This is a genomic window from Microbacterium sp. EST19A, from assembly GCF_019969685.1.
Lineage (GTDB): Bacteria > Actinomycetota > Actinomycetes > Actinomycetales > Microbacteriaceae > Microbacterium.
Genome location: NZ_JAHXYZ010000001.1, coordinates 1,632,329 through 1,658,597 on the forward strand (window position 1 = coordinate 1,632,329; position 26,269 = coordinate 1,658,597).

At 62.6% G+C, this 26,269-nt stretch carries 25 protein-coding genes and 1 pseudogene; 10 read left to right on the top strand and 16 right to left on the bottom strand.

What is annotated here, in order from left to right; all coding sequences use genetic code 11:
* The first annotated feature begins 8 nt into the window (after positions 1-8).
* The gene (locus LC452_RS08065; RefSeq protein WP_223623986.1) at positions 9-1,157 is read left to right on the top strand and encodes an FAD-binding oxidoreductase; all 1,149 of its coding nucleotides are present in this window, start codon (positions 9-11) and stop codon (positions 1,155-1,157) included.
* Between the two features lie 87 nt (positions 1,158-1,244).
* Positions 1,245-1,778 (top strand): 2'-5' RNA ligase family protein, encoded by a 534-nt coding sequence (locus tag LC452_RS08070; RefSeq protein WP_223623988.1) that lies wholly within the window; start codon positions 1,245-1,247, stop codon positions 1,776-1,778.
* Between the two features lie 24 nt (positions 1,779-1,802).
* Here LC452_RS08070 and LC452_RS08075 read toward each other — a convergent pair whose 3' ends face one another.
* Positions 1,803-2,513 (bottom strand): YafY family protein, encoded by a 711-nt coding sequence (locus LC452_RS08075; protein WP_223623989.1) that lies wholly within the window; start codon positions 2,511-2,513, stop codon positions 1,803-1,805.
* A gap of 82 nt (positions 2,514-2,595) precedes the next feature.
* On the opposite strand from LC452_RS08075, the gene LC452_RS08080 reads away from it, so the two are divergent.
* Positions 2,596-3,465 (top strand): NAD(P)H-binding protein, encoded by an 870-nt coding sequence (locus LC452_RS08080; RefSeq protein ID WP_223623990.1) that lies wholly within the window; start codon positions 2,596-2,598, stop codon positions 3,463-3,465.
* A 15-nt stretch (positions 3,466-3,480) separates the two neighbouring features.
* Here the strand turns inward: LC452_RS08080 and LC452_RS08085 are convergent, their stop codons facing one another.
* The 3 genes from LC452_RS08085 to LC452_RS08095 form a co-directional block, all read right to left on the bottom strand.
* Positions 3,481-3,750 carry a hypothetical protein gene (locus tag LC452_RS08085; RefSeq protein ID WP_223623991.1) on the bottom strand — a complete coding sequence of 90 codons (270 nt, stop codon included), beginning with the start codon at positions 3,748-3,750 and terminating at the stop codon, positions 3,481-3,483.
* 322 nt (positions 3,751-4,072) lie between these two features.
* Positions 4,073-4,429: a hypothetical protein gene (locus tag LC452_RS08090; RefSeq protein ID WP_223623992.1), complete on the bottom strand. Its 357-nt coding sequence runs from the start codon at positions 4,427-4,429 to the stop codon at positions 4,073-4,075.
* Between the two features lie 28 nt (positions 4,430-4,457).
* On the bottom strand, positions 4,458-4,868 hold the full coding sequence (locus LC452_RS08095) for a hypothetical protein (protein ID WP_223623993.1): 411 nt from the start codon (positions 4,866-4,868) through the stop codon (positions 4,458-4,460).
* A gap of 164 nt (positions 4,869-5,032) precedes the next feature.
* Between LC452_RS08095 and LC452_RS08100 the strand changes: the two genes are divergently transcribed.
* Together LC452_RS08100 and LC452_RS08105 are read left to right on the top strand one after the other, a co-directional pair.
* Complete coding sequence (locus tag LC452_RS08100) at positions 5,033-6,073, top strand: hypothetical protein (RefSeq protein ID WP_223623994.1); 1,041 nt, start codon at positions 5,033-5,035, stop codon at positions 6,071-6,073.
* The gene (locus tag LC452_RS08105) at positions 6,070-6,294 is read left to right on the top strand and encodes a hypothetical protein (protein WP_223623995.1); all 225 of its coding nucleotides are present in this window, start codon (positions 6,070-6,072) and stop codon (positions 6,292-6,294) included. Before LC452_RS08100 ends, LC452_RS08105 begins: the two co-directional genes overlap by 4 nt.
* Positions 6,295-6,311: 17 nt before the next feature.
* Here LC452_RS08105 and LC452_RS08110 read toward each other — a convergent pair whose 3' ends face one another.
* Entirely contained in the window at positions 6,312-6,830 is a 519-nt protein-coding gene (locus LC452_RS08110) for a DUF4188 domain-containing protein (protein WP_223623997.1), read from the bottom strand.
* Between the two features lie 72 nt (positions 6,831-6,902).
* Between LC452_RS08110 and LC452_RS08115 the strand changes: the two genes are divergently transcribed.
* Positions 6,903-7,541, top strand: coding sequence for a MerR family transcriptional regulator (locus tag LC452_RS08115; protein ID WP_223623999.1), 639 nt, complete (start codon positions 6,903-6,905; stop codon positions 7,539-7,541).
* Here LC452_RS08115 and LC452_RS08120 read toward each other — a convergent pair.
* From LC452_RS08120 to LC452_RS08135, 4 genes are read right to left on the bottom strand one after another with little or no spacing between them, the layout of a single operon-like run.
* The gene (locus LC452_RS08120) at positions 7,538-10,471 is read right to left on the bottom strand and encodes a type I restriction endonuclease subunit R (RefSeq protein WP_223624002.1); all 2,934 of its coding nucleotides are present in this window, start codon (positions 10,469-10,471) and stop codon (positions 7,538-7,540) included. The genes LC452_RS08115 and LC452_RS08120 overlap by 4 nt on opposite strands.
* Positions 10,472-10,473: 2 nt before the next feature.
* Entirely contained in the window at positions 10,474-11,829 is a 1,356-nt protein-coding gene (locus LC452_RS08125; protein WP_223624004.1) for a hypothetical protein, read from the bottom strand.
* Positions 11,829-13,694 (bottom strand): DUF262 domain-containing protein, encoded by a 1,866-nt coding sequence (locus LC452_RS22055; RefSeq protein ID WP_223624006.1) that lies wholly within the window; start codon positions 13,692-13,694, stop codon positions 11,829-11,831. The genes LC452_RS08125 and LC452_RS22055 overlap by 1 nt, the downstream gene beginning before the upstream one ends.
* Positions 13,691-15,664 carry a class I SAM-dependent DNA methyltransferase gene (locus LC452_RS08135; protein ID WP_223624008.1) on the bottom strand — a complete coding sequence of 658 codons (1,974 nt, stop codon included), beginning with the start codon at positions 15,662-15,664 and terminating at the stop codon, positions 13,691-13,693. The genes LC452_RS22055 and LC452_RS08135 overlap by 4 nt, the downstream gene beginning before the upstream one ends.
* Before the next feature lie 508 nt (positions 15,665-16,172).
* Here LC452_RS08135 and LC452_RS08140 point away from each other — a divergent pair.
* On the top strand, positions 16,173-16,700 hold the full coding sequence (locus LC452_RS08140; RefSeq protein WP_223624010.1) for a nucleoside triphosphate pyrophosphohydrolase family protein: 528 nt from the start codon (positions 16,173-16,175) through the stop codon (positions 16,698-16,700).
* A gap of 27 nt (positions 16,701-16,727) precedes the next feature.
* On the opposite strand, the gene LC452_RS22165 is transcribed toward LC452_RS08140, so the two are convergent.
* From LC452_RS22165 to LC452_RS08170, 6 genes and pseudogenes are all read right to left on the bottom strand, one after another.
* Entirely contained in the window at positions 16,728-17,339 is a 612-nt protein-coding gene (locus LC452_RS22165; protein WP_374197766.1) for a hypothetical protein, read from the bottom strand.
* A 47-nt stretch (positions 17,340-17,386) separates the two neighbouring features.
* The gene (locus tag LC452_RS08150) at positions 17,387-19,027 is read right to left on the bottom strand and encodes an adenylosuccinate synthetase (RefSeq protein ID WP_308116469.1); all 1,641 of its coding nucleotides are present in this window, start codon (positions 19,025-19,027) and stop codon (positions 17,387-17,389) included.
* A gap of 797 nt (positions 19,028-19,824) precedes the next feature.
* Positions 19,825-20,745, bottom strand: a complete 921-nt coding sequence (locus LC452_RS08155) for a DUF4747 family protein (RefSeq protein WP_223624016.1) — start codon at positions 20,743-20,745, stop codon at positions 19,825-19,827.
* Between the two features lie 371 nt (positions 20,746-21,116).
* Positions 21,117-21,782, bottom strand: a pseudogene (locus tag LC452_RS08160) (SulP family inorganic anion transporter); the annotation flags it as partial.
* 271 nt (positions 21,783-22,053) lie between these two features.
* Positions 22,054-22,251 (bottom strand): hypothetical protein, encoded by a 198-nt coding sequence (locus LC452_RS08165; RefSeq protein WP_223624018.1) that lies wholly within the window; start codon positions 22,249-22,251, stop codon positions 22,054-22,056.
* A gap of 2 nt (positions 22,252-22,253) precedes the next feature.
* Positions 22,254-23,003, bottom strand: a complete 750-nt coding sequence (locus tag LC452_RS08170) for a hypothetical protein (RefSeq protein ID WP_223624020.1) — start codon at positions 23,001-23,003, stop codon at positions 22,254-22,256.
* Positions 23,004-23,402: 399 nt separating this feature from the next.
* Here LC452_RS08170 and LC452_RS08175 point away from each other — a divergent pair, with 399 nt between their 5' ends.
* On the top strand, positions 23,403-24,134 hold the full coding sequence (locus LC452_RS08175) for a hypothetical protein (protein ID WP_223624021.1): 732 nt from the start codon (positions 23,403-23,405) through the stop codon (positions 24,132-24,134).
* 239 nt (positions 24,135-24,373) lie between these two features.
* Here LC452_RS08175 and LC452_RS08180 read toward each other — a convergent pair whose 3' ends face one another.
* Positions 24,374-24,832, bottom strand: coding sequence for a hypothetical protein (locus LC452_RS08180; protein ID WP_223624023.1), 459 nt, complete (start codon positions 24,830-24,832; stop codon positions 24,374-24,376).
* A gap of 256 nt (positions 24,833-25,088) precedes the next feature.
* Between LC452_RS08180 and LC452_RS08185 the strand changes: the two genes are divergently transcribed.
* Positions 25,089-25,598, top strand: a complete 510-nt coding sequence (locus LC452_RS08185; protein WP_223624025.1) for a hypothetical protein — start codon at positions 25,089-25,091, stop codon at positions 25,596-25,598.
* A 4-nt stretch (positions 25,599-25,602) separates the two neighbouring features.
* Entirely contained in the window at positions 25,603-26,199 is a 597-nt protein-coding gene (locus LC452_RS08190) for an HAD family hydrolase (RefSeq protein ID WP_223624027.1), read from the top strand.
* The last annotated feature ends 70 nt before the right edge of the window (positions 26,200-26,269 follow it).

Below are 26,269 nucleotides of genomic sequence, written 5' to 3' on the forward strand. Positions count from 1 at the left end.
TCGCCAGCATGAATCGCACCAGAATCGTCGTCATCGGAGCCGGAGTGATCGGATGCTCGCTCGCGGCCGAGTTCGTCCGCCGCGGGGCGGACGTCACGGTCATCGACGCCGCAGAACCCGCATCGGGGACGAGCGCCGCGACGTTCGCCTGGATCAACGGCAACGACAAGGCGCCGGCCGAGTACAGCCTGCTCAACTTCCTCGGGATGCAGGCGCACGAGCGTGAGGCCCGGCGCGGTGGTCGCTGGTTCCACCAGACTGGGATGATCCAGGTGGCGCAATCCGCGTCGGAGCTCGAGCAGCTGGAGGCGAACGTCGCCCGCGTCGCCTGGGACGAATACGGCGCGCGAGTGCTCACCCGGGAGGAAGTTCTGACGCGGGAGCCGCAGCTCGATCCTGCGCGCATCGCCGGGGGCGCGATCTACCCCCGTGAAGGTTGGATCGACGTGGAGACGATGTGTCTCAGCCTGATCGACGAGGCGATCACGGCCGGCGCGGTCTTCCGTCCGTTCCGCACGGTGCGCGAGGTCGGCCAGGGGCACGTGATCGCTGTCGCGGAGGACGGGAGCGCAGAGCGCTATGACGCCGACGCGGTCGTGATCGCGGCCGGCAACGGAACGCGGACCATCCTGGCGGACGCGGGGATCGACTTCCCGCTTCTGGATCCGTCGGAGAACGCCGACGGCACGGGAACTCCAGGATCGTCGGTCGGCATCATCAGCACCACCGGCCGTGTCGACTCCGGCATCCGACACTTCGTCCGTGCGACCGGGATCGCTCTTCGACCCGCGCGCAACGGGGGGATCACTTTCGCCGACCACCCGACCGGCGGCCAGTGGGCCAAGACCGATCCCGAGATCTGGTCGGTGCCAGGCATCCTGCTCGACCGGGTCCAGGAGCTGTACCCGTCATTGCGAGACGCGACGGTCGAGTCGGTGAAGCTCGGCACGCGGGTGCTCCCGAAAGACGGGCTCACGGTCGCGGACTGGGTCGACGCCGATCGGCGCATCTACGCCGTTGCTACGCACAGTGGAGTGACGCTGGCGGCACATCTCGCGGCGACGGTTGCCGATGAGGTGCTGGGCGGGGCGCGTCACGAGTCGTTGGAGACGTTCGGGCTGGGGCGGTTCGCCGTCGATTTCGCCCCCGGTCGTTGAGCGAGCGAAGCGAGACGAAACGCGCCCCGTCTCCCGGTCGTTGAGCGAGCGAAGCGAGACGAAACGCCCGCACGGGATAATCAGTGCGTGCGAGATCCCGAGCCGAAGCCCTCCTTCCTGTCGATCGAGTTGCTGCTCGATCCGGCGACGGAGGCAGCCGTTCGCGCCGAGTGGGATGCGCTCGCCGCAGAAGGGATGTCGAGCCTCGCGCATCACACCTCGGCGAGTAACCGCCCGCACGTGACTCTTCTCGTACGCACCGATCTGGCCCGGTTCGACGCGCAGGTACTCCTCGAGCGCGCGCCATTCCCCTTCACGCTGAGCGCTCCTCTGCTGTTCGGCGTGGGCGAGCGGCGAGTGCTGGCCCGCAGCGTCGTGCCGACCGCCGAACTACTCGACATCCACGCGGCGGTGCACGCGGTTGCCGGACGCGGAGACGACGCCCCGCACACGGCGCCGGGCGAGTGGAGTCCGCATGTCACGCTCGCTCGACGGCTCCGCATCTCCGATCTGGAGCGAGCTGTCGGTCACGTCGGCGGGGATATCCACGGACATGCCACGGGCCTGCGACTCTGGGACCCGACGACTGCGACGGTCACCGAGCTCGGGATGTTCACGTAGCGCTGCGCGCCGAGACGAATCGCCTCACCCTGCCCCTCCGACTCGCCCGAAGTCGCTCGTCAGCCATCCCTCGATCGAGTCGAACGGGAACTCCCGTCCGGCGTGCACGCCGGGCAGCATCCGGGCGTCGCGCATCCGGTCGAGTCGGAACAGCCTCCAGTCCTCGCGGTCGATGTCGTACGCGATGACGTACCACTGCCGCTGGCGCAGGACGTGCCGGTAGGGCTCGACCGTGCGGTGCGTCTCGCATCCGTGCTGGTCAATGTAGTCGAAGGCGACGCGCGAGCCGTGGGCGACGGCATCCGACAGAGTCCCGACGAGGGTGAAGTCGACCGGGGTCGGGTCGGTCTGCAGGATCTGCGTCGAGAGCGCCGTCGCGGCCGCGCGCCGGCGAAGGGTCGGGGGAAGGATCTGTTCGAGCTTCGCGCGGGCGATCGATGCGGAGGGGTCGCCCGGAGTCCATGTCTCGAGCACCAGCAGGCCGGTGATGATGGTGGCGACCTCGTCGGCGTCGAGCAGCAGCGGCGGGATCTTCGTGCTCGGATGCAGTCGGTACGCGGCTCCGGGACCCGGGCGCGATCGCACGTCGTAGCCGAGGTCGCGGAGTCGTTGCGCGTCACGACGGACCGTGCGGCGACTGGCTTCGAGGCGTTCTGCCAGATCGTCGACCGTCCATTCGCCGCCGGTCTGGAGCAGTGAGAGCAGGTGCAGGATGCGGTTCGATGGCGATTCCACCGCTCCATGATCGTGCATGATGCGGCCAGAATCAGGCCGCATCTGCGTCTAGCGTGTTCTGACACGCGACGAAAGGAACATCATGCGCATTGCCCTCACCACCCCGAACGGCAACGTGGGCCATCACCTGACTCGGATGCTGGTGCGCGCCGGCATCCGTCCGCTGCTGCTGACCCGGAAACCCGACTCGATCGATGCGGAGCTGCGCGAGTACGTGGATGTCGCGGAGGCGGATTCGCAGGATGCCGCGCAGGTCGTCGCGGCGACGCGCGGTGTCGACGCGCTGTACTGGGTGGATCCGTCGGTGATGTCGGAGGATCCGCTGGCCGACTATGCGCGGGCGACGGAAGCGCTCGTCGCGGCGGTCACGGAGAACGGCATCGGACGGGTGGTGTTCCAGAGCAGCATCGGTGCGGAGAAGCGCCATGGCGTCGGCGAGATCGACGGGCTCGCTGCGACCGAGGTGGCGCTGGATGCTCTCGGAATCGACGTCACGCATCTGCGGTGCGGGTACTTCTTCTCGAATCTGCTCCTCGATGTGGCCGCCCTGCGGACCGGGAGGCTGACGACGGTTCTGCCGTTGGAGGCGCCGATGGCGTGGGTCGCTCCGCGTGACATCGCCGAGGTCGCTGCGCTGACGCTGCTGAATCGCGAGTGGAGTGGACGGCGGGTGCAAGCCGTGCACGGGCCGGAGGATCTGACGTGGGCCGAGGTCGAGACGATCTTTTCGGAGGAGCTCGGGCGGGACGTCGTCGTCGAGCAGGTGTCGGACGCGTCGATGCTCGAGGGCCTGCGGGCGGCGGGGATGCCGCAGGCGATGGCGGATGCCGTGCTCGGGATGTCGACCGGCATGCGCGAGGGGTTCGTGCCGGAACAGGAGAGGACGGTCGTGACGACGACGGAGACCGGGTTGCGGGGGTGGGTGCGGGAGGAAGTCGTGGGGATGCTGTGACGGGTCTGCTGTCGGTCAGTGCGGCTTCGTCGGTGCTGACTGGCTCTTCTCTTCTTGCCTGTGGGTGTAGTCCGTGGCTACTGTCCAGCCGGCGCAAGCGAAGAGGGGCACGACGGAGAGTGCCCCCATCCATTCGGGTGAGCCGCCGTTGGTGATGTACACGATGTTCAACGCGATCGCGAAGATGATCGCGGCGATGAAGAGGCTCAGGCGAAGGGGTGAGAAGAGCACTCGGAACCGACGCCGCGGTGACTTGGTCCAAGGCATGGTGTCATCTGCTTGCATGCGTACGTTCTTTTCCGGGGCTTTGCGATGATCCGAACCGTCGAAGTACCAAGAATGACAGGAGGAGCGTGAGGATGATAGTCGCGGCACCTGCCATCGCCCAGGACCCGGTGACGGTGACCGCGTGCGTGCCCTGCGCGTCATGGAACCCTTCGGGTCTGGCTACGAGCGGGATGACGAACGTGCTGGCGGTTGCGAACGCGGTGGCTGCGAGCAGCATCCCCGCGGTCGCGACGATCCCGATAGCGATCCCGAGGGAAGACGCGATGAGGAAGAGGCGCTCGGCGATACCTGTGCCGCCTCGGCCTTCACAATTCATTCCTCACCGCCTCGTCGTGCTTTCGTCCGTCGGGATCCGAGCCCGTCGAGGGAAGAGCACCAACATCGATCGAAGAAGAAAAGATTCTCCACTCAGCGCAGGGTAACGGGCCAGTTCGATGGCGCCCGCCACCACCCGCATGCTTATGGCCGCGAGAATGAAGACTGGACCGACCCACGGCGCCTCCGCCCCGAGGAAGAATCCGGTCGCAACGATGCCGCCCGTCATGATCACGCTGACCACCGTCACGATGACGCCTAGCCCCCTGGGCGGTGTCATTGCGGAACTGATACCGATGCTCACTCCTACTGCGCACGCGACCAGGTAGACAACGAGCTCGCCGCCGATCTCCAGAACCATGTCTACTGGAAGACCCTCAGCTCAGAGCTCAGAGCTCTGCGCAAACCGGCTGCGCCGCGTGATGCGGAACCCGGATGGCTGAGTTCAGGTAGAAGACAGCGACGATCAGCGCCACCACGCCACCGGTGACAGCGAGCGATGGGCTTGGTGATGCGAACGCTCCGACGGATGCCGCGATGCCCTGCACGAAGAACAACACGCTCAGGAGAATTCCGCTGCCTCGTGTGCTGGTCATCTTCCACCAGGGGCGCGGGGCGTCAGGCTCACCCGCGCCACGGAATGTTCGAGCCGCCACCACGACAGCCGCGACGAGAGCTACGGCCCCCCACGCGAACCCGAGTTCGTAACTGATGGCTGCGAGCGGAATTACGGTGATCGTGATCCCAACGACGACGGCGAGGAGATACCCGACCTTGGTGGACGGCGTCTTGATACGCATGATGTTCCTCCTGATCTGCGGTTACGCTGCGACGACCGGCGGGCGCCTCGCAACCGCAACACTAGCGACTTCCATCGGCTCTACGAGAATATCGGTCTGTCCTCATATGTGTGGTTTTATTGCTCGAACAAGGGTGCAACGACACGAAGACAGGGAGTGAGATTATGGGCACAACCATTCGTCGCGCGGAAGCAGCAAGCTTGCCGGAGCTGAGATCGAAGACGAAGCTCTCGGCCGGGCAAGCCATGATCGCCACTGCGGTGACGTGCGCACTGGTCCTGGCGGGCACGTCCCCGGCCTTCGCCTCAACCGAGGCCGATCCGGATACTGTCGCTGAGGCGGTCGCCGCGGTGGCTCCCGGTGACCTGGAGGCGCTTCCGCCGGTGCACTCCGATGATCTGTTGACTGTGTCGCTCGATGATGGCGCCACGATCGCGACGGGGGTCGATCCGGACGATGGGCTCTCTTTTGCTTCGGCCGATGGTAAGCACGTGACCGAGGTCACGCTGCCGGGAGCCTCCGCGTTGAGTGAGGCAGCCGTCAGCGATGACGGCTCGGTGACCTTCGCTGGCGACAGCGCGGTCCCGTCAATTAACGTTCTCGCCGCGGCTGATGCAATGCGTGTCAGCACCGTGATCGCCTCGGAAGCGCAGACCGAATCGTTCTCCTACGACTTCGGCACCGACGCGACTGTCGAGATTCAGGAAGACGGTAGTGCCCTCGTCCTGAAGGATGCGGAAATCGATGGTGCGGCGGCGGGACCTGAGGCTCAGATCGTTACGATCGTGGCAGATATCGCTGTGCCCTGGGCTACGGATGCCGCGGGCGCGGCTGTCGAGACCTACTACGTCGCGGACGGTGGGGTCCTGACGCAGGTTGTAGAGCACCAGAGCAGCGGGGCGACGTACCCCGTGGTTGCCGATCCGACGTTCGACAGTCCAAATGTCATCCAGGTGCGCGTGCGCTTCAATCGTGCCGAGACTGCGAGCATTGCCATCGGAGGCTGGGGTGGCGTCATCGGCTCCGGCAACTGCGGTGCGATGGCGGCCGTCTGCGCCATCGCGAGCGGCACGCTGGCTTATCAGGCAGGAGTCGCGGAGAATTCCAGTCCGAAGCGTTGCGTTCAGGTGACCGCAACCTCGCCCATCGTGATTCCTGGGTTGTTTTGGTGGGTGGATACGTACAGGGGAGGACCGTGCCGATGAGTGACACGACGTGGTTCCGCACAATCACGCGCCCACTCGGTCATTTGGCCGGGACGGTAGCGGTGACGGCGAACGCTGTCGTATGTGCTGTCGTCTCTCTCATCAATCCTCAGTTGCAACCGCCGCTTGTCCTGATCGGGGCGATCCCATACATTGTCTGGTTCACCGTGATGGCGGTGATCTTTCACCGAGCGACTACGGTTCCGGCGGATCAGACGTGAGGGTCGGGCGGGGCGGATCATGTGCTCAGATGCGAGACCGCTCCGCCTCGGCCGGCCACCGTACGCCCCTCCGCAAACCGCGCCTGCGCGCGGTCCTGCCGCTTCCCAACCTCAACCATCTCCGTCGCCTTCGGCAACCCCATCGGCTTGGTCGAGACGTACACGCTCTCGGCGCGGTCGACGAGGAAGGTCTCGTGCCAGATGCCGACCGCTCCCGGAGCTTTCCGTGCCATCTTGTTGAAGCGGGTCCAGGCGGGACGGTGCTCCTGCGACGGGCTGGACGCGTAGGCGTAGAGCTTGTCCACCGATGACCAGTACTGCACGACGTAGGGTCCGCCAGATCCGAAGAGCAGCTGGTAGCCGAGCATGCCCGAGTCGGGGTCGGTGGAGAGTTCGCGCAGCATCGGCGGCATCGAGAAGAAGACCGGAACCCAGAGGTCGGGGCGCCACCAGCGGTTGATCTGCATCCCGATGTGGAACACGACGAGCTCGCCCTCGTGGCGGTGGGTCATGCGGCCCGTGATGACTTTCGACATGATGACTCCTCCTGATTGGATAGCTGCGCTATCCATAATGGATAGCGCTACTATCGAAGTCAAGAGGTGGCCATGAGAATTTCCGAACTGTCGGCCCAGACGGGCGTGACCGTGCCAACGATCAAGTACTACCTGCGCGAGGGGCTGCTCCCCGAGGGCGAGCGCAGCGCGCCGACCCAGGCCGCGTATGGCGAGAAGCACGTGGAGCGGCTGCGGGTGATCCGGGCTCTGCTCGACGCCGGGGTGAGCATCGTCGAGACGCGGCGGGTACTGGCGACGCTGGATGATCCGCCGGCGAGTCCGCACCTGCTCTTGGGTGCGGCCCACGGTGCGATCACTCCGCCGGTGGATGAAGCGCTGGATCTGACGGAGGCCGAGCTCCTTGTTACCGGGCTCGGCTGGACGCCGGGGATGTGCGACCCGGCGGTGCTGAGCGCTGTGGCGCGTGCGTTGCAGGGGTTGGAGAACGCGGGATTCGTCGTGCCGGATGCTGCGATGGAGGAGTACCTCGCGAGCATGCGGCGGATCGCGGATGCAGAGATCGCCGGGGTGCCGACGGAGTCCGCGGAGGCTGCGGTGCGGTACGTGGTGCTGGGGTCGGTGCTCGTGGAGCCGTTGTTGTTGGCGTTGAGAAGGGTGGCGCAGCAGGTTAGTTCGGGGGAGCGGTTCGCCGGGGATGGAAGGTCGCACAGACGCGGAGCTAATAGCTAGGCGGACTTCCGGTAGGTCGCTCTGAATACGGCCTCCGCAAGCCACTGCTTGAAGCTGCTGTTGTCCTGGAACTCCTTGAACAGCTGAGTGTCGTCGGAGATGAGCCGCAGCATTACCTGGCCGAGCGCACGATCGCTCTCGACGCGGGCGTTCACGGGATCGTCATTGGCTTGCGCGTTCTGGTAGGCCTCGTCTTCCGAGACGAGGCGGGGGATGTCTTCCGTGATGAAGCGCTCGACCCGATCAGCGTCGTTCCAGTCGATATTGCCGAAGTGGTCGTTGAAGCTCCTCACGATCGCTGAAAGCCTTTCGAGTTCGGGATCGGCCAGGTGGCCGCCAGTGGCGGCGGGGACCGGCGCGAGCGTGCCATCTTCGTCGTCGAGCACGATCTTCATCGCGTTCAGCTTCTCGGCTCGATACGACTCCAGGTCGATGTTCTCCAGGATGCCGGCCGAGAGGTCTTCTTCCTTCGGGGCAGGCAACTTCGGCACCAAGTGATCAAGGAAGATCGAACGCTTCTCCCACTCGCTGCTCCCATAAGGCAGGACGGCGGAAAGAAAGTTGTATGTGCGCAGGAACGCCTTTGCGTTGCCCTTGAACATCACCTGATCGTCTTCGTCAACAAGCTCGATGTACTCGGCCACGCTGACATCAAGTAACGGGTCGAGCCGGTCACGGCTCTCCCCCGCCAGGTATCGGGCGACGAACTCATCGACCTGCTCGAGGGTATAGATCCCAAAGGTGTCGAGGTCACTCACCAGGTCGTGCAGCTTGTTGGCGTCAGTCTCCTCCGCCAGCACCGTGGTGCGATAGTACGGTTCGAACGCGCGCTGAATGTCCTCGGCGTCGTTGGCGAAGTCGAGCACAAACGTGTCGTGCTTGGACGGGTGCGCCCGGTTGAGTCGAGACAACGTCTGTACGGCCAGCACCCCCGAGAGAGTCTTGTCGACGTACATCGTGTGGAGGAGCGGCTCGTCGTAGCCAGTCTGGAACTTGTTCGCGACGACGAGGATCCGATGCGGTTCGGTCTTCACCTGTTCCGCGATCGCGTTGGAGGGGAAGCCGTTCAAGCTCGCCTCCGTGACCTTCATGCCCTTGTACTCGTGCTCACCGGAGAACGCGACGATTACCTTGTACGGGCTCTTCCGCGCGGCGAGTGCATCACGGATCGCGTGGAAGTACTCGATGCATCGTGCGATCGACGAGGTCACGACCATCGCCCGCGCCTGACCACCGATTTTGCGCTTCGCGACCACCTGCGCGAGGAAGTGATCGACCATGATGCCGGCCTTCTGCCCGATCGCGTGCTCGTTTCCCTCGACATACGCACGAAGTTTCTTCGAGGCGCGCTTCGCGTCGAACTCGGGATCGTCCTCGACGGTCTTCATGAGCTTGTAGTAGCTGCCCACGGGCGTGAAGTTGGAGAGCACGTCGACGATGAAGCCCTCCTGGATCGCCTGCTTCATCGTGTACGAGTGGAACGGCCGGAACCCGGTGCCGCCCTCAGCGTTGGGAACCGGCTCGCCGAACATCTCGAGGGTCTTGTTCTTCGGCGTCGCGGTGAACGCGAAGTAGCTCGTGTTTGTCAGCAACTTCTTGCTCTCGATGATCCGGTTGATCCGGTCCTCGACGGTATTGTCATCGTCGGCTTCTACGCCGGCGAGTGCCCGCGAGACCGCCGCTGACGTCTTGGACCCTTGGGACGAGTGCGCCTCGTCGATCACGATCGCGAAGGTACGGTCGCGGTGGTCGGCTCCGATGTCGTCCAGGATGTACGGGAACTTCTGCACCGTGGTGACGATGATCTTCTTGCCCGCTGTGATCGCCCGCCGCAGATCTCCAGACCGGTCGGCGTGCACGAGGGTCGACCCCACCTGCAAGAACGACTTGATGGTCTGCGTGAGCTGGTTGTCGAGGATGATGCGGTCCGTCACGACGATGATCGAGTCGAACGCGATGTGGCCCTGATGTGTGGCTTCGGTGAGCTGGTGGGTCAACCACGCGATCGAGTTCGACTTGCCACTGCCCGCCGAGTGCTGGATGAGATAGCGACGGCCAGCCCCGTTCACCTCGACGTCAGCAAGGAGACGGCGCACCACTTCGAGTTGGTGGTAGCGAGGGAAGATTGCCTTTGACACCTTCTTGCCAGTCTTCGGGCTCTTCTCGATCACGACCTGCGCGTAGTTCTCGATGATCCCCGCCAAGCTCGACGGCGCGAGCACCCGCCGCCACAGGTAGTCCGTCATGACCCCATCAGGGTTCGGCGGGTTGCCTGCACCGTCGTTGAATCCCTGATCGAAGGGTAGGAACCACGACGAAGCACCCTTGAGCTCGGTGCAGAACCGCGCACGCTGATCGTCGAGTGCGAAGTGCGCGATCGTGCGTCCGAACGCGAACAGCGGCTCGCGCGGGTCTCGGTCGCGCTGGTACTGCTGCACGGCGTCCTCGACGGTCTGGTTCGTGATGTTGTTCTTCAGCTCGAAGGTGAAGACTGGCAGGCCATTGACGAACGCGACGAGATCCACAGCGTCGCCCGCGTTGCTGACACTGTGATGCACCTGTCTGGTGATCTCGAACCTGTTCGCGCGGAACAGGTCGGCCGCCTTCTCGTTCCCGTCCACCGGCGTTGGGTAATACAGATCGATGTGGAGACCGTGGTGGTCGACGCCGTTGCGCAACACATGAACGACGCCACGCCGCGTGATCTCCCCCTGGAGCCGTGCGAGGAACTTGTGGCGCGTGGACGTATCCGCTGCGAGGCCCAGCAGATCGACGAAGGCAGGCTGGGTCGCCTCGACGAACGCGGTGAACTGGCCTAGATCGAGCGCGTAGGACGCGACATAGTCGGAGCGTGCACCCTCGACCCAGCCGCCTTCGCTCATTTGAGAGACGATGAGCGTCTCCAGGCTCTCCTCGTTGAGTCGCTGCATGCTTACTCCTCGCTTTCGCTCAGTGCTTCCTCGAGATCATCGTCGAACGCTGAGGTCAGGGCGTCGAACGAATCAGGTGCGTCAGGCAGCGCCGCAGAGATCGCACGGACATCAACCTGGCCGGTAACGACGTCGGCAACGAGTCGGGCACGGAACTCCTGGAGGAGCGAGACCTCCCTGTCAAGCCGGCCAACGATCTGGGAGCCGGATACGTTGATTTCATCAAGCTGGCGAACGATCTGCTCTTGGAGGCGGAGATCTGGGACAGGAACTCGTATCCCACGAACATCTGACCCGCTTAACTTGAATGTTCCAACTGCAGTCCGAGCCGTATTTTCGATCTGAGCTCGAACCAACGGCGAGTTCAGAACAGCAACCATGAATCCAGGGTTCGCGTTAGGCCGAAAACGAAGACGCATCAGTAGGTCTGGATAAATACTGCCAGGCATGTCCTCAGAAACGAGGGCCGCGCGACCCACAAGCTTGATGTTTCCGTTGCCACGTACCATCAAGACATCGCCGGTTTGTAGTTCATACTTCGTGAGATTTGACACCGCTGAGTGATCGACGTACTTGACATCTGAATCGCGAACGCCAACAACACCATTGCGAACTGCCGAGATGCTGAACGTCTTCAGCTCCCCGGATTGCGAGACCTCCGGAGAAACACCATTTGTGGGCCCCTCCCAAAGCGTGGTTGCCAACCGCTGCGACGAACCCAGTTCACTCAACACCATCGCCCGATGAGCATTCCCTTGTTCCTCAATGAGGGAGACTAGGCGGCGTTTGGCGGCGATAGCTTTGTCGATGCGGGCGTTGGCGTGGGCGAGGTACTTCACTATCGCCGCCTGCTCTTCTGCTGGCGGTAGAGGGAAGCGGATCATCTTGAAGTGCTCGGGCCGAAGACTCCATTGGTCAGACGTGATCCCGTATGACCAGCGCTCAGCTTCCTTGGAGAACATCGACGTTCGCACGACGTGGTGAAAATACTCGGCAGACGCGCACCGTGGCTTTATTACGATGTACGCCGGGCTAACGATGCCGCGGTGCGCGGACCTTCCAGCCGCACCTTGCCATGCTCGCATCTTGTTGTAAACCAGATCACCTGGTTCGACAAGTTTGTACTTCGACTTGTCAGTATTCGAGGAGTCCTTCTTTGAACCGGACGAGAGCAAATCAATCTGCCGAATAACTCCACGACCTATCGTGACGGACAGCATTTGTTCTTCGATATGGCCAGGATTCTTGCGCTCCACAAAGATAGTTCGCCCGGGTTCCCACCTCCATGTATCGGGCACCTCGCCAACCCAGGAACCAGCGGCCCGATAGTTGTCATAGCGCGGCAAGTTGCGGAACATCACTCCGCCTCCGCGATCCCGGCGACGCGGAGTAGCTTCTCAGGGTCCCACACCTTCTTGGCGATGGATCGGTACAGGTCCCCTCGCTCGGTGACCGACTTAGCGGTGAACGCGTCGTACGCACGGAAGTCGAGCCCGGTGTTTCGCACGAATCGAACGAACCCTGGGTTCTTCTCATAAGCCTGCGGATCGAGGGATGCCGCCAGCAGGTTCTGTGAGAAGTAGCGAGGTCGCTTCTGCTCGTAGGTGTCGTCGTTGTAGCTGCCGTTGTGCTGCTTCGGCAGTAGCAGCAGGTCCCCGATGCGGTTGCGGTGACGGGCAAAGTCAGACTCGTGAGCGAACTCGTCGGTGTGACGCTCAGCGTGGTTCGCCCAAATGTGCTCGACCTCGTACTTCACCCCGGTGCCGCTGGTGAGCTCGACGTAGTTCGACGCTTGCCCCGACTGCGTGGTGACGTGGTCGGTGAGGCGCGCGAGGATCTTGTGCAGCTGCCCACGATTCTGCTGGTGCATGAGAAGGTCGTCGTTCGAGTCGAACGTCTCGTCTTCGTTGAGAAGGTACCGGTGCAACTCACGCGCGAGCTCAGTGGTGCTGAGTCCGCGGATGCGGAACATGAGAGCCGTCATGCCGTACTGCATGGTCGAGTAGTCGGTGGCACGGAAGTTCCATACGCGCCATGCCAACAGGATGTCGACGAACCGGCCGACGATCTCCAGCTTGGTGTCGATGCTCGCGGCGTCATCGTCGATGCGCAGCGGAGCAAGCAGCATCTGATCCTGCAGTGTGAAGCGATGGTCGGCGTTGAAGCGGATAAATCGCAGCGGACTCGCCGGATCGAACGTCATTTCGGCCTGAGACAGGCGCTCGTACTGGCGTGCGTAAAAGTCGAGGTCGCGGGTGACGAAAGTGCCGAATGCATCGGAGCTGGTAAGGCCGATTCGCTTGGAGTCTCCGCGGAGCCACCGGTGGAACTCGGTGCCGATGCGGTCCCAATCTTGGGGCTTAGCGTCCTTCTTGCGCTCGCGGATCTTGGTCGAGTACTGGCTACGCAGCCAGGTCTTCAGGAAGTCCGCGCTAAGGCCCTCCCCGAGATCGTCAAGTCGGCGCATCCACGACCGCCAGAGGTCGTTGGCTTTCGCGCGGGGCAGGCCGTCGTCGATGTTCGCCAGCAGGTAGCCCTTGAGCATGTCGGCCGGCGTGAGCTTGAGTCCGCGGTCGTTCATCGTCTCGAAGATCGCGTAGGCGTCGTCGTCGTTGTACGCCGTGATCTGAACAATCTGCACTCGGTCCTTGAGCCAGTCGATGAAGTATGGCAACGCGTCGCCCTTGAGCTCATCGGGGAAGAGCCCGTCGATCTCGCCGTATCGAGCCACGAGCGTGTGCACGGACTCGACAGACTCGGGTGGCGCCTCGTACTCGCCTTGCTCGAACAGACCCTGCATGCAGTCGTTGCGATCGGCCACATCGAGATTGAACGACTTCTCGCCGTACGACTCGGAGTAGATCAGCTCGTCGATCTTCACCTCGGGGGTACCGAGCTCGCTCTGCAGGCGACGCAGATATGTGAGGAGCAGCGTGAGCGTTGTGAGTCGCTGCTGGCCATCAACGACGAAGGGCTGATTTCCCTTCTGCGAGATGATGATCGATCCGAGGTAATAGCCGGGGTAGCCCCCGACCGCGGTGCGCTTGTGGTCTGGGCTGTAGAGCTGGAGGAACTTCGCGGTGAGGTCTGTGACCAGTTCCGCGAGCTGCTTCGTCTCCCACTTGTACTCACGCTGGTAGTAGTCGATCGAGTACTTCTTGTCCTTGAGGATCTCGGCGATCGTCTTGGCAACCCCGTCGATGCTGTTCGCGCGCTCGCTCACGCTTCCCCTCCTGCGATCTCGGCGATCAGATCGTCCGTCTCGGCTTCCAGCGCGCGGATGTCGGCCTGGATTTCGGCCAGCGTGCGCATCGGGGCGGGCTTGTAGAAGTGACGGGTGAACGAGATCTCGTATCCGATCTTCGTCTTCGACTCGTCGATCCACGCATCCGGTGCGTACGGCAACACCTCGCGACGGAAGAACGCCTCCACACCGTCGGCACTGTCGCCAGCCGGCTCGGTCAAGGGCACCTGTTCGGTGTCGCGAAGCTCAGTGTCGGGCTCGTATTCGACCACGCGAGTTCGCCCGTCGATGACAGTCTCGTACCGTCCATGCAGCGCGTCAGCAACCGCGGCGTATGGCAGCGCCTTCTTGACCACCGCCGGCGCAGTCTCGTCACGCACGCCCTCTTCCTTCAGCTGCTTGATCTCCTTCGCCGTGTACACCCGGTTCGCCTCCACGCCCAGGATGCGGAGCGGACGCTCGACGGTGATCTTCTTGTAGCCCAGGTCGGCATTGTCGAAAACCTTTGATCGATCGGTGCCCTCGTACTGGTCGAACGCCATGAACGCTTCGAGCACCTTGTCAGCGTCGCGCGAACTGACTTCGACGCCCTTCTCCCCGAGGTTCTTGCGCAGCGGCGTGGACCAGCCGGTCGCGTCGATGAGCTGCACCTTGCCCTTGCGGCGCTGCTCCTTGCGGTTGGAGAGCACCCAAACGTAGGTGGCGATGCCGGTGTTGTAGAACATCTTGAGCGGTAGCGCGACGATCGCCTCAAGCCAGTCGTTCTCGATGATCCAGCGGCGGATGTTGCTCTCACCCTGGCCCGCGTCACCAGTAAACAGCGAGGATCCGTTATGAACAGAGGCGATCCGAGTGCCCAGCTCAGTCTCCTGCTTCATCTTGGAAATCAGGTTCGCCAGGAACATCAGTTGTCCATCGCTGCTGCGGGTCACGAGCGAGTACTCGCTGTCACCGTCATGCGTGACGATGAAGCGAGGGTCGATGATCTTCTTTGCACCGCCGAGGCGATCCTGGTCGGTCTTCCAGCTTTTCCCGTATGGCGGGTTCGAGAGCATAAAGTCGAACTCCTGCCCGGCGAAAGCATCGTTCGAAAGGGTTGAGTACTCCGGGCCACCGACAATATTGTCGGCGGCCCTGCCGTCGCCCTTGAGGATCAGATCCGCCTTCGCGATGGCATAGGTCTCGGCGTTGATCTCCTGCCCGTACAGGTGAGTGGAGACCCTCTTCCCAGATGACTCGGTCAGATGCTTCAGCGTCTCCTCAGCGACGGTGAGCATGCCGCCGGTGCCCATCGCACCGTCGTAGAGACGGTACGTCCCGGATGGGATTTCATCAGCGATCGGCTCGAACATGAGCCGGGTCATCAAGCGCACTGCGTCGCGGGGAGTCCAGTGCTCACCGGCCTCTTCGTTGTTCTCCTCGTTGAAACGGCGTACGAGCTCCTCGAAGACGGTGCCCATCCCGTGGTTGTCGAGACCTCTCGGTGAGAGGTCCAGATCAGGAGCTAGGAACTTCTCGATCAACGCGCCGAGCGCATCGGCCTTGGTTAGCCGCGGCAGCTGGTTGCGGAACTCGAAGTTGTCGATGATGTCCTGCACGTTGGGCGAGAACCCATCGAGGTACGCCTCGAAGTTCTGCCTTAGCCGCGTCGAATTCGATGTGTGCCGCAGCTCCTGCAGCGAGAACCCGGACGTGTTGTAGAAGTCCTGCCTGGCTGCATCTCTAAGAGGGGCGTCCTGATCAGCGATGCCTGCGTCGTCGAGCATCTTCTTCATCGCCATCACCGCGTCGCGCGTCGGGACGAGCACGCTGTCGAGTCGGCGCAGCACTGTGAACGGGAGGATCACGTCGCGGTACTTGCCCCGGACGTAAAGGTCTCGCAGCACGTCATCGGCGATGCCCCAGATGAGCGAGGCGATTCTTCCGTGGTTGATCGAGGTGTTTGACAAGACCTTCTCCTTCAGCTGATCGTCTGAGCGTCCAGCTTTCGCGCACGAGCCCTAGCAAGCACCCGTGCGGAACGCGATCGGTGAGCAGGCCGGTCGCGATGATGTGACACGCAGTGACATCCTCTCAGCCATACCCAGGCGCAAATGACGACAGCGCCCCGTGTCGCCAAGCCTCTTTCCGAACGTGCCACTCCAGAGGCGAGGCGCCCGTGAAGCACCACAGCGCGCCGCATCCTGGACGGCCCGAGAACGGTCTCCGTTCGCCTGGCGCCCGAGTGCCTTTCGGACTGGCTTGGCTCATACCGTCGTTCGTCGCCCCCGAGCGGTGGGCAGCCAGGCGGTGAGCTGAAATGCCTCGCTTCTGCGGTCGCGCCGGGTCGCAAGCTGATGCGCGCCGCACCATCTCCGTCTCTCCATTCGGGAGTCTAGAGTGCGAGGTGCGGCGTCGAGGATGGAGCCTCGGACCTCATGAGTTGAAGAATCGTGTGAGGGGGAGGACTATTGCCGTATGGGACGCAAGATGAGCTTGGTGGCGAGAACAGAGGGGGGCGGCAAGTACGTTCAGCCCGAGCTCGACCTTGGGCTTCCACCGCGAGTTGTGGCTCGAAAGACAGCGCAGAGACGGGCGAGCAACGCGCAAAACACCTATCTGGTAGGCGAGTTCCATGTGGCCTTCAACCTGCCGATCGCTTCGCGACCACGCGGTTCAATAGGGCAGGAGTTGAGCAACTTGCGGATTGAACTGATTCGCGAGGAGTTTGAGGAGTTCAAGCAGGCTGTCGCGAATGAAGATGTCGTCGCGATTGCTGATGCGCTGGGGGACATCGTTTATGTAGCATACGGGGCGGCTATCACGTATGGCATTGACCTCGATGCGGTCCTGAGGGAGATTCATCGGGCAAACATGAGCAAGTTGGGGCCGGATGGTTCACCCGTTTTGCGCCAGGACGGCAAAGTCCTCAAGGGAGATGGATATTTTCCGCCAGACATCCGGAACACGCTCCTCGATCAGCCGCCCCTCTTTCTTGACTGGTGATCTGAGCCCACGTAGACGCACGACGATTTAGCGTTCGAACGTAATTGAAGCGAGTTTGCCGTCGTACCAGCTTTCCACCCTCAGAATGCTGGACTCTAGCAGGGCAGAATGTTTTATCGTCAGTTCAACGACAGCATCGGTCTCACCCCGCTTTCGACGCCAATATTCCCATGGATAGTCCTCCAGGTGAACAAAAGTTGATGGTCCTCGAGCGGGCATGTTGGGGACATGCACACTGCCCGTGTTGTATGGAGCCAGGTCCACATCGTCATGCGCCAGCAGCAATTTTCGAGTGTCGCAGATAAGGACGTCGTGTGGTGCTCCGCGATATGCTCGGGCTCCGAGAAGGCGGTGAAGACGGTCTTCGGCTACGTGGAAAAAGACTCTGGAGTTGAGCGCATCGAGGAAGTCCTGGAGTGTGTCACCGGGGAGCAAACGCTGAGAGATGAATTTCAAGGGAAGCTGGTCGCGAACAGCGGCGTCTGGCAGACCTTCGCGGTGGAGTATGACCATACGCCTTCGTACCTGTTGTAGAATTTCACGACGAAGCGCCTCCCCGGGCTGATACATATCTACGAGCGCTTGGGTAGAAAGTAAACCGCGTTCCAAAATGGAGGGCCATGATCCAGACTCCGCCATATGGAAGACTTGCGGAAATCGAGAGATAAAGTCCTCGCGATTCAAAGCTATCTCCTCGCCGCTCGCCAAGTTCGGCGATCAATAATGTTCCGTTCTGAGAAAGCGGTTGTGATGAGGGAGGCTGATGCGCCTGTCACGCTTTCGACCTCTTCGACGAACTGCAATGTCTCGTCGGTAAGTTGCTCGTACCGGTACGCAGTCCTATTTCGGACATTAACATAGTCTGCGAACGTCAATGCGATGTCAGTTGCCGAGTTGAGCTCCGCAGATCGACGTAGAAGCGACCAATCGAACTCACCGACGCGGCGCTCCTGTCTCGTGACAGAGCTAAGCTCTGTCGCTTGCGCGTCCGAGACTCCTGAGCGTTTTTGAACCTCTTCCCAGGTCAGCTCCTTCCCGTGGCCGATCGGCCCGGAGCCACCCTGAACTCGTATCGGATAGGTTCTGACAACCATTATCGCTCTGCGAACCCGTCGCGGCCCGATCCCGGCTTCCGCAAGCGTTCCGGCCACGGTGGTGTCGCGACTGGTCACCCAAGGATACTGTCCATGAAAGAGACTCAACCCGGTGCCCTGGGTTCCTTCGACAAGCACCCGCTGGCCGCGCTCATACACGGCGTTCAACAGGTCGGCCGTCGGCGACAGGAAGGGTTTTAGCTCGGCCGCGTCTCTTGCCAGCGTTGTCTGGGTGAGGCTCCGATCGCGGATGCGCCGAGCAGCAGCCGCGCCAACACCCTCACCGGTGGACCGTATGGCGGCACGTAGTTCGACTTCGGCCGCAATATCTTCGGGGGTGATCATCATCACTTGGGGATCTATCTTCATGCGGGCAGGGTCTACCCCTGTCTCGTCCAACTCTCGCGACAGAACCTCCCAGTTAAGTACTGCGCCCGGCCCGATTACTAGATCCGCTTGGGGATTCGCGAGTGCACCGGATGGGAGGGAGCGGTGCGTGTACGACTGTCCTGCGTGCATTACTTTGTGTCCGGCATTCGGACCCCCAACGCGCACGAGGGTGTCGTACTCCGGGGCAAGATAGTAGGCAATATTCCCCTTACCCTCCGAGCCGAATTGGCCGCCGACCAAGACATCGACTAGCGCTTGCGTCGGTGAGGGCAGCAGGCCTAAGCGGGCTTCGCAACGCACGAGTAAGTCAGCTGGCGTGTTGCGCAGAGTGTCCAAGACGACGTCGGCGTGATCAGCGAGCTGATCGATGGCGGCCTCAGTCGGATTGTCCCTGACCGCGTCATACGAATCGAACTCGGTGATCTCTCCGACGACCTTTCCGCGAGAACGATATCTCCTCGCCAGTTCCTCCCGGTCGGTGGTCACGAGATGGACGTGAATGACCTGGCGCCCGTATCTCGCTCGTAGTGCGGAAACTTGATCCTGAATTCGCACCGCATCGATGATCAAGAGCCGCGCGCTGTCGCCGGTCGTCTCGGCAGCGACTTCGGTGACCCACTCGCCTCTTGTTTCGATATCGAGCTGATCGCCGAAGGTTTGCATGGCCGCCCGATCATTCAGGTGCGTTCCGCGGGCCGCGGCTCTTCGCCTCAACGCATCGCGCGTCGACACCACGCGTCCGTCCCAACGTTCACTCAACGCGGTGGCGAGGCTTGTCTTTCCAGAGGCCACGGAACCGGACAACGCAATAATGAGAACCACATTGCTCCCAACGCACGGCACGACGCAAGCGGTCGCTTCCGCTCATCATGCCCGCCGCGACGCTGCTAAGGGCGCCGACTCGCGGGTGGCAGTGTGAAAAACGCCTTCGACGGCCTCGTGTGGCCCAAACGAAACTGGGAGATGGTCCGGCACATCGCATCTGATCCGCGGTTCGATTGTCCGTGAGGAACCCGTTCGTATGGGGGCTCTAGTTTGATGATTGCTCCTCTTGGATAACTAAAACGCCGACTTGGAGGAGCGTGCGAAGAACAACCGCGAGCTGAGCGAATGCGTAGAATACGATCACCAGGGCTCCTGCTAGCGCAAAGGTGTGGCTGTTCGGAAGCGGTAGTTGAGGCTCTACACGCAGCGTTCCGCCGAATAGCAGAGCCGCGATGCAGGTGAGCATCACCATAAACTGACAAACGGCTGCCCAAAAAAAAGTAAATATCAGGTCGCTGAGAAGGCTCTTTCCTGGAGTAAACCCTCGCATACCAGACCAGCGTCGGAGTCTCTCTTCGCCGGGCAGGGCAAGCGACAGTACTAGACCGCTAACGCATGCAGCAAGAGAAATTGAGGCGTAGGTTAAACCAAACCCCGCGATTGACTCGATCATGAGATCTCGCGCTGGGAGAGTTATGGCGGCCCACGTAGTGCCGATTCCGAAGACGACTGCAATCGCTGAGGACCAACTCATTAAGATCCCCCGCAGCCGCGGAACCACCTGGCCACGAAAGATCTTGAGATCCGACTCCGCGTCCGAGCGCAGCTTCCCACTGGGTTCAGCGCGTGGATCCGTCATGCCACTTTCATCTCGCTCAGCCGTCGGCGGTTTCTGAACCGAGCGCGCCGAACTCTTCAATCGAGTTAGCCGAGTCCGAGGCGGAAGATATTAGAGTTGCTGCTGTCGCATCCAACGTCTCCAGTTGCTCAGCGGGTGTCGCGGTAGTGGAAACTTCTGCGGTGGCCTTCAGCTGGTGCTTGTGCAGCGACACCGTCCGCTCCTTGCCGAACCCCGGCCGAACGCCCTTTACGACTGCGTTGACGATAGGACTGAGCGCGTTACTGGCGAAGGCGATGATATCGGCAACGATCCCGCTGTTCTTCTCGAGTGATTCTTTACGCTCCGCGTTGATCTGAATTGTGGCGGTACCCGCGTTCGAGTCCCTTGCAATTTGAGCAACAGCTTCGCGTGCTGCTGCGTCGAAGCTGTGGTTCGGGCGCTGGATAGTGACCGAAGCTTCGCGAATCCGCGTAAAGCTCAGGATCTCCTCGGTGAAAGAAGGGCTCGGGACCGGGTGGAGCGACACGGTCAGTCGCCGATAGGCGTTATTTCGACCGAACTCGTTCATGAACCGCTCTAACTGAAAAACGGGTACGCCGGGTCGTTTACGTTCGAGAGCGACTATCCGGGCTGTGGGATCCACGATGACCCAGACCCAGTTCACGATGAACCGCTCACGGTCAAGAAGGACAGCGGTCGTCGTCCCGGTTGCGGGGTCATAGGCCTCAGCCACTTCGCTCGCGTTGCCCGAAGCGAAGCGGAAAGCAGTCCTGGCGCCGAGCCCGACGACCTCGACAAGCGCGACTGTGTCGGCTCCAACTCGCACCGACTCGCCCACGCCGTCACTAGCCAGCTGCGCAAAGAACGTCACATAGTCCAGAAGTTGTTCGTCTGTAGCGCCTGCACGCAGGTGCCCGTGAACACTGTACGCGTCAAGTGTCTTGATGATTGCCAAAGGTCCCCCTCGTCGACTGCAGAATATCGCAGGGTTGCGCTTCGGTCGACCCGGAACGTCGCTGGGGCAGCGGCCGCCCGATTGGGGAACAGAAGCCGGTCACGGCGTCGAGAAGGGGGCGGTGCGCATAGTCGCTGCTGCTTTGCCCGACCCCGCCCGTCAACCGCCTCCGCATCCGCTGGGTTCTCTCGTTCATTCCAACGACCTCCATCGTCTTCCTGACACCGCATACTTTGTCTCGATGGCATCCAACGCGGAAACGGTTGATGCCTCCCACACATGCGACCTCGTGAGATCAATCGCAACCCGCTCCGGATCCTCCAACCAAGAGAACAAGGTCATCAGGTCGTCGCTCGAAGCGAAAATGGCGTTGGGTCGAAAAACGAGGGAAGGCTGCGGGGCAGCTCGCCCTGATCGCCGACGGTCGGCACGGTGATCGCGAACGCCAGCACGACGCCCGTCACGATCACGACCGACACGAGCGGAGCCGGCACGATCTTGGTGATCTTCGGCATCACGATCATCACGATGATCCCGAGCGCCACCAGCGGATACACCAGCCACGGCACGTCGATCAGCTGCGGGAACTGCGAGCTGAACGCGAAGATCGCCAGCGCGTTCACGAACCCGACCATGACGCTGCGGGGGATGAACCGCATCAGCTTCGCGACGCCGAGCACCCCGATGAGCACCTGGAAAACCCCCGCGAGGATCACCGTCGCGATGAAGTAGTCCAGCCCGTACGTCGGCGCGACCGGAGCGATCACCAGCGCCACGGCTCCAGTCGCCGCGGTCACCATCGCCGGACGTCCGCCGAGGAATGCGATCGACACCGCCATGATGAACGACCAGAACAGTCCCACCTTCGGGTCGACGCCGGCGATCACCGAGAACGCGATCGCCTCGGGGATCAGCGCGAGCCCGACGACGAGTCCGGCCAGGACCTCGCGGGTCAGCATCCGCGGATTCTTCAGCGCCTGAAGCACCGTGGGATTCGCCCGATAGCGGGCACGATCATCGACCGTCGTTGCAGACATGGAGGATCCTGGGAAGGGCGCCCCGAGGGGGCAGACGATCCAGCCTAGGGCGGATGCCGTGGGCCCCGACGGGCCAAACGCAGTATCCGCGGGTCGAGTCGCGATGGTACCCAGATGAAGGTGAGCGAACCTTCTGCGAACGCGATTGAGGGTGCCGACCTTCGTTGCCAGGTTGGCACCCTCAACCGTTGTGCGTGGTACTCCGGTTCTACGGACCGGTCATGAGGTCCCTTCTTGGAGCACTACGAGACGAATTCGCGATGAGTGATTGCTAGGAAGCGCGGTCAGCCTTGTTCTTCTGCTCGCGACGCTTGTCGTAGTAGGTCTGGCTGACGTAGAACACGATGACGAACAAGACCGCAGCGACAACGTTCCACCATGTGATGGGCAGCCCGGAAATCAGGGGCATGAGCAACAGGAACAACGCAAACGGGATCGCGATCAGTGCTCTGGAAAGGTGCTTTGACACAGTTACCTCCGGCAGTTGACAGTCGTAACGTTAATCGACGTCCACCCCACCTGCGGGTTGGAGATGGCGAGCCACGGGTAGTTGATCGCGGCACACTTGCCCGCATTATTGGCTCTGTTGATGGGGTCGATGATCTTGAAGTACGCGAGCGCGATCGCAGCTCCGCAGGCAACGACGGCAGGCGGGGCGGGTATCGCGCCACAGGCAACACCAGCGAGCACGACAGGTCCCTGGTTGTTGGCAATGATCGTTCCCGCCCGCTTCGTCTCGGCGCGAGTGAGCTGGACGTAGTAGCCCCACCATTCCGTACCCAGGTCAGGGTCCGCCGTCACCGGGAAAGCTGTGTCCGCGCCGAAGTTGACCACCTGAACGAGTTCATTTCCGTCGATACGGAACGATGTCTGTACCGGTGCACCGTTCGCATCGACAGCCCACGGTGCGCGGAATCCGCTGACGGCGACCCCGGACGCATCCGAGATGATCACCGCGCCGTCATCGAACAGCGCGGCTTGTCCACCGTCGGGAAGGTTCAACGGGAAGCGGTACTCAGCCGGCGCGTCCGCGCCCGCGATCTGGATGAGGGTCTGCACGCCGTCATCGGTGGCGAAACTGCTGAGCACAGCAGAATCGGTGGTGGTATTCAGCAACGCGGCACCCTGCCCGGAGAACAGGTCGTCCGACACGAGCGATGTATCCACCGCTGTGGTCGTCGGTTCGCCCGGCAGCTGGAGACTGATATCACTCGCTTCCACCGTGATCGTCTGAGATGACGCATCGACGGTTAGGTCATCGGCCCCGCTCCCATCGTCCGCTGACGCGGGTAGGGCAGAAGCTCCCGCAATCACTGCGGCTACCAGAACAGCAGCCACACCTCCAGATACCCGTGATCGTCCTGACATTCGACGCATTTCATCACCCTCCGTATTTGTGCTGTCAGCGAGAAAGAAGCTCACTGCCCGGTCACGGTAGGCAGACTCCAACGGCACGACGGCCGGGACACACCGGGGCCGCGCACGAGTACACCGGTATGCTGCTCCCCTCTCCCTGCCTGTCATCCGCTGCCCGCAGGATGTGGGCTCCCGCTGTCTGGATCGCAGTCGAGCTGCGCTGGTACTCTTCGGCGACGCGAAGAGGCTCCTGGGGAGGCACGAATGGGCGAGTGGCTCGGAACATACGGTTCGTTGATCATTCTGATCGTCATCGCGATGCTGATCTTCGGAGTCGTCCGGTGGCGCATCCGACAGTTCGAGTCGGTGGAGTTCGACCAGCTCGAGATGGACGAGATGGCCGAGGCCGTGCTGACGGACCTTCGCGCGTACAGCTCAGGCCCGCGGGAGCCGATCAAGGTGCCGCTCTCGTACTGGCGCAGCATCGGATGGACTAACGACAAGCTCCTCACCCTGTTGCGGTACATGGTCAGTCGTGGATGGATCATCCTTCCGGGCTTCGACTGGACGTTCCAGAGAGTCCTGCGGACGAACCTTCCCGAATCCGCAGCGCTCACGCAGTCGTCGTACGAGCAGTACACGATGCGGCCTTCGTCGGAGCCATCGGTCGTCGTGAACGGACCGGCGCACTTCGGCACGGGTGATCAGGTGTTCACCGGCGATGTTGAGTTCAACTGGCACGAGGTCGAACGTCGGGTCGATGAGCTGGTGCTCGACATCCACCGCGAGATGGGGCGGTACGACAGCGCTACTTCAGCCCGTCTGGCAGAGATCGCCGCAATCCTCAGCCAAGCCAACGACGCCCGGTCGTACCGGGAGCCGCAGGTGCGGTCCGCGCTGCGATGGTTGGTCGGATTCGCGACGGACGCATCGTCGAACGCAGCGGGTACTGGTCTCGCCGCGGCGGCATCGGCGCTGCTGGGGCTGCTCGCGTAGTGACGTTTCTTCGTTCAGTCCCGGGGCGACTCACCCGAGCGAGGAAAGCAGGAGCACAGCGAGGGCACCGAGCATCCTGAATGCCCCGACTGTGAAGGCTCGGGCCGCGACGTTCGTCCACTTCCGCAGCATTCGGCGACCGGGAGTGTGATCGTGAGTAGGGCGGGGGAGTTTGTTGTTCTTGGTCATATCCGTTTTACGCCTGAGCGGCCCGGACCAACAACCTTCGCTCGATGAACTCAGATTCCGTCTCGCTTCCGACGAGCGATCTCGTCGGCAACCTTCTGCACGTCGGCCGGATCCGCATCCCCGGCGAGGGCGACGTAGTGGTCCATGACCGCCGGACGGTAGCGCACGGGCATCGTCTGTCCGGGGGCGAGCCGGGTGAGCTCGGTGATCGTGAGGTCTTCGTCGGCGATACCGCGGAACGAGATGCCGTCGGCAGTATCGACATCGAGCATGAGGACGACGCGGGGACTGCCGTCGCTGCTGACCTCCCGCCAGCCCACGAGAACGCCGAGCGCGAGTGCCCCTGCGCGAAGTTCCGCTTTGCGTTTGCGGGCCTCACCGCTCAGGAGCGGGTTCGGGGTGACGCCCGGGAAGGCGGGACCGACTCCGAGCGATTCCCGACTCAGGTCGGGCCGGAGCTGCTCCATCAGGTCGTTGAGGCTGATCTTCTGCTTCTTCTTACCGAACATCCTCTGACCCCTCACTCACGCCGGCACCGAAGCCCGAGCCGGCGCTTCTCCTGCATCGCGATTGTATGTGTCGGATGCTGCGCCCACGGGGCTCAGCAGGCAGACACCGGGGCCATGACCTACGCGTTTCGTCTCGCGGAGACCCCACTGGGCGAGCGAAGCGAACCGAAGCGTAGCCCAACGACCGGGCTGCGGCGCTTCCCACCGGTTGAGCCCTGCGACATGATGAAGAGGACCGATCTCGAAGGAGACCGCCGTGACTCTGCTCCGTACCGTTCCCGCAAGCGCGGATGCCGCTGCACTCGCAGGCCGCGCAGTGATCGGGAGAATCCGCCGGGTTCTGATGATCTCGGTGGTCGCGGTGCTGGGATATGCCGCGTTGACGCGAGGCAGCGCGGGTTACTGCGCGGGTGGTGTGGACAGCGACGGCGGATTCATCGACGCGTCGGGCCAGGCGGTGGACGAAGCTCCCCGCTGCGTCCAGTTGACGCTCGGGCCGAGTCCGGTGTTCTTCGTCGGCATCGCACTGATCATCCTGATCGCGATCGGACGTGTGATGAAGGCGTCTGACGAGTCCACGGCCCTGCGGACCCTCGACCGTGCCGCATTGATCGTCGTCGCCCTCGTGATCGTGGCGATCGTCGTGTCCTGGGTATGGTTGCGTCTGGTCCCGATCGAGGACTTCGCTCGGGGAGGCGGGACCATCTTCAGCCCCTTCCCCTTCGGATTCATCGACGTCGACCTTGTACCGATGACGGGCCCCTGAGCCTGTGGCTCCGATCCACGCAGTGCTGTTCGATCTCGATGGCGTGGTCCGCCACTTCGACGCGGGCTACACCGCCGACATCGAGGTCGAGTACGGCTTGACGCCCGGAAGCGTTCTGGAAGCAGCCTTCGAGCCGAGGCTGCTCGAACAGGTGACGACGGGCAAGATCTCACGTGGCGCCTGGGTCGATCGGGTCGGTGCAACGCTCGGCTCCACGACAGCGGCCGAAGAGTGGGGACGTCAGCCATCCACGGTCGACACCGAGGTGCTTGCCATCGTGGATGCGCTTCGAGCCGCCGGCATCCGCACCGCCATCCTCACGAACGGCACCGACACCATCCCTGCCGAGGCGGCTGAGCTCGGGCTCATCGAGCGCTTCGAAGCGATCTTCAACTCCGCGGAGATCGGCTGGGCGAAACCCGACGAGCGCGCGTTCCAGCACGTGCTCGACGCGCTCGGGCTCGAGGCATCGGAGGTGTTCTTCACCGACGACTCGGCCGGCACGCTCGCGGGCGCGGAGGCACTGGGGATGCCGACGCACCACTTCACGTCAGCGGATGGTTTCCTGGGTGCGCTGCGCGCAGTAGGCGTCGCGATCTGAGGCGTCTGCTCATTCCCGGCCAACCGCCGGCAAGGAATCGGGGGACACCTTCTCGCGCCGCTGACGAATG

Coding starts and splice junctions, on each gene's coding strand:
- LC452_RS08110 (WP_223623997.1), bottom strand. CDS start 6,830: ATGTCGAAAGTCATCACGGGCCGCATGACCCACCGCCACGAGGGCGAG.
- LC452_RS08085 (WP_223623991.1), bottom strand. CDS start 3,750: ATGCAAGCAGATGACACCATGCCTTGGACCAAGTCACCGCGGCGTCGG.
- LC452_RS08120 (WP_223624002.1), bottom strand. CDS start 10,471: ATGCAGCGACTCAACGAGGAGAGCCTGGAGACGCTCATCGTCTCTCAA.
- LC452_RS08125 (WP_223624004.1), bottom strand. CDS start 11,829: ATGTTCCGCAACTTGCCGCGCTATGACAACTATCGGGCCGCTGGTTCC.
- LC452_RS08100 (WP_223623994.1), top strand. CDS start 5,033: ATGGGCACAACCATTCGTCGCGCGGAAGCAGCAAGCTTGCCGGAGCTG.
- LC452_RS08175 (WP_223624021.1), top strand. CDS start 23,403: ATGGGCGAGTGGCTCGGAACATACGGTTCGTTGATCATTCTGATCGTC.
- LC452_RS08180 (WP_223624023.1), bottom strand. CDS start 24,832: ATGTTCGGTAAGAAGAAGCAGAAGATCAGCCTCAACGACCTGATGGAG.
- LC452_RS08115 (WP_223623999.1), top strand. CDS start 6,903: ATGAGAATTTCCGAACTGTCGGCCCAGACGGGCGTGACCGTGCCAACG.
- LC452_RS22165 (WP_374197766.1), bottom strand. CDS start 17,339: ATGGCGGAGTCTGGATCATGGCCCTCCATTTTGGAACGCGGTTTACTT.
- LC452_RS08105 (WP_223623995.1), top strand. CDS start 6,070: ATGAGTGACACGACGTGGTTCCGCACAATCACGCGCCCACTCGGTCAT.
- LC452_RS08090 (WP_223623992.1), bottom strand. CDS start 4,429: ATGGTTCTGGAGATCGGCGGCGAGCTCGTTGTCTACCTGGTCGCGTGC.
- LC452_RS08095 (WP_223623993.1), bottom strand. CDS start 4,868: ATGCGTATCAAGACGCCGTCCACCAAGGTCGGGTATCTCCTCGCCGTC.
- LC452_RS08065 (WP_223623986.1), top strand. CDS start 9: ATGAATCGCACCAGAATCGTCGTCATCGGAGCCGGAGTGATCGGATGC.
- LC452_RS08080 (WP_223623990.1), top strand. CDS start 2,596: ATGCGCATTGCCCTCACCACCCCGAACGGCAACGTGGGCCATCACCTG.
- LC452_RS08140 (WP_223624010.1), top strand. CDS start 16,173: ATGGGACGCAAGATGAGCTTGGTGGCGAGAACAGAGGGGGGCGGCAAG.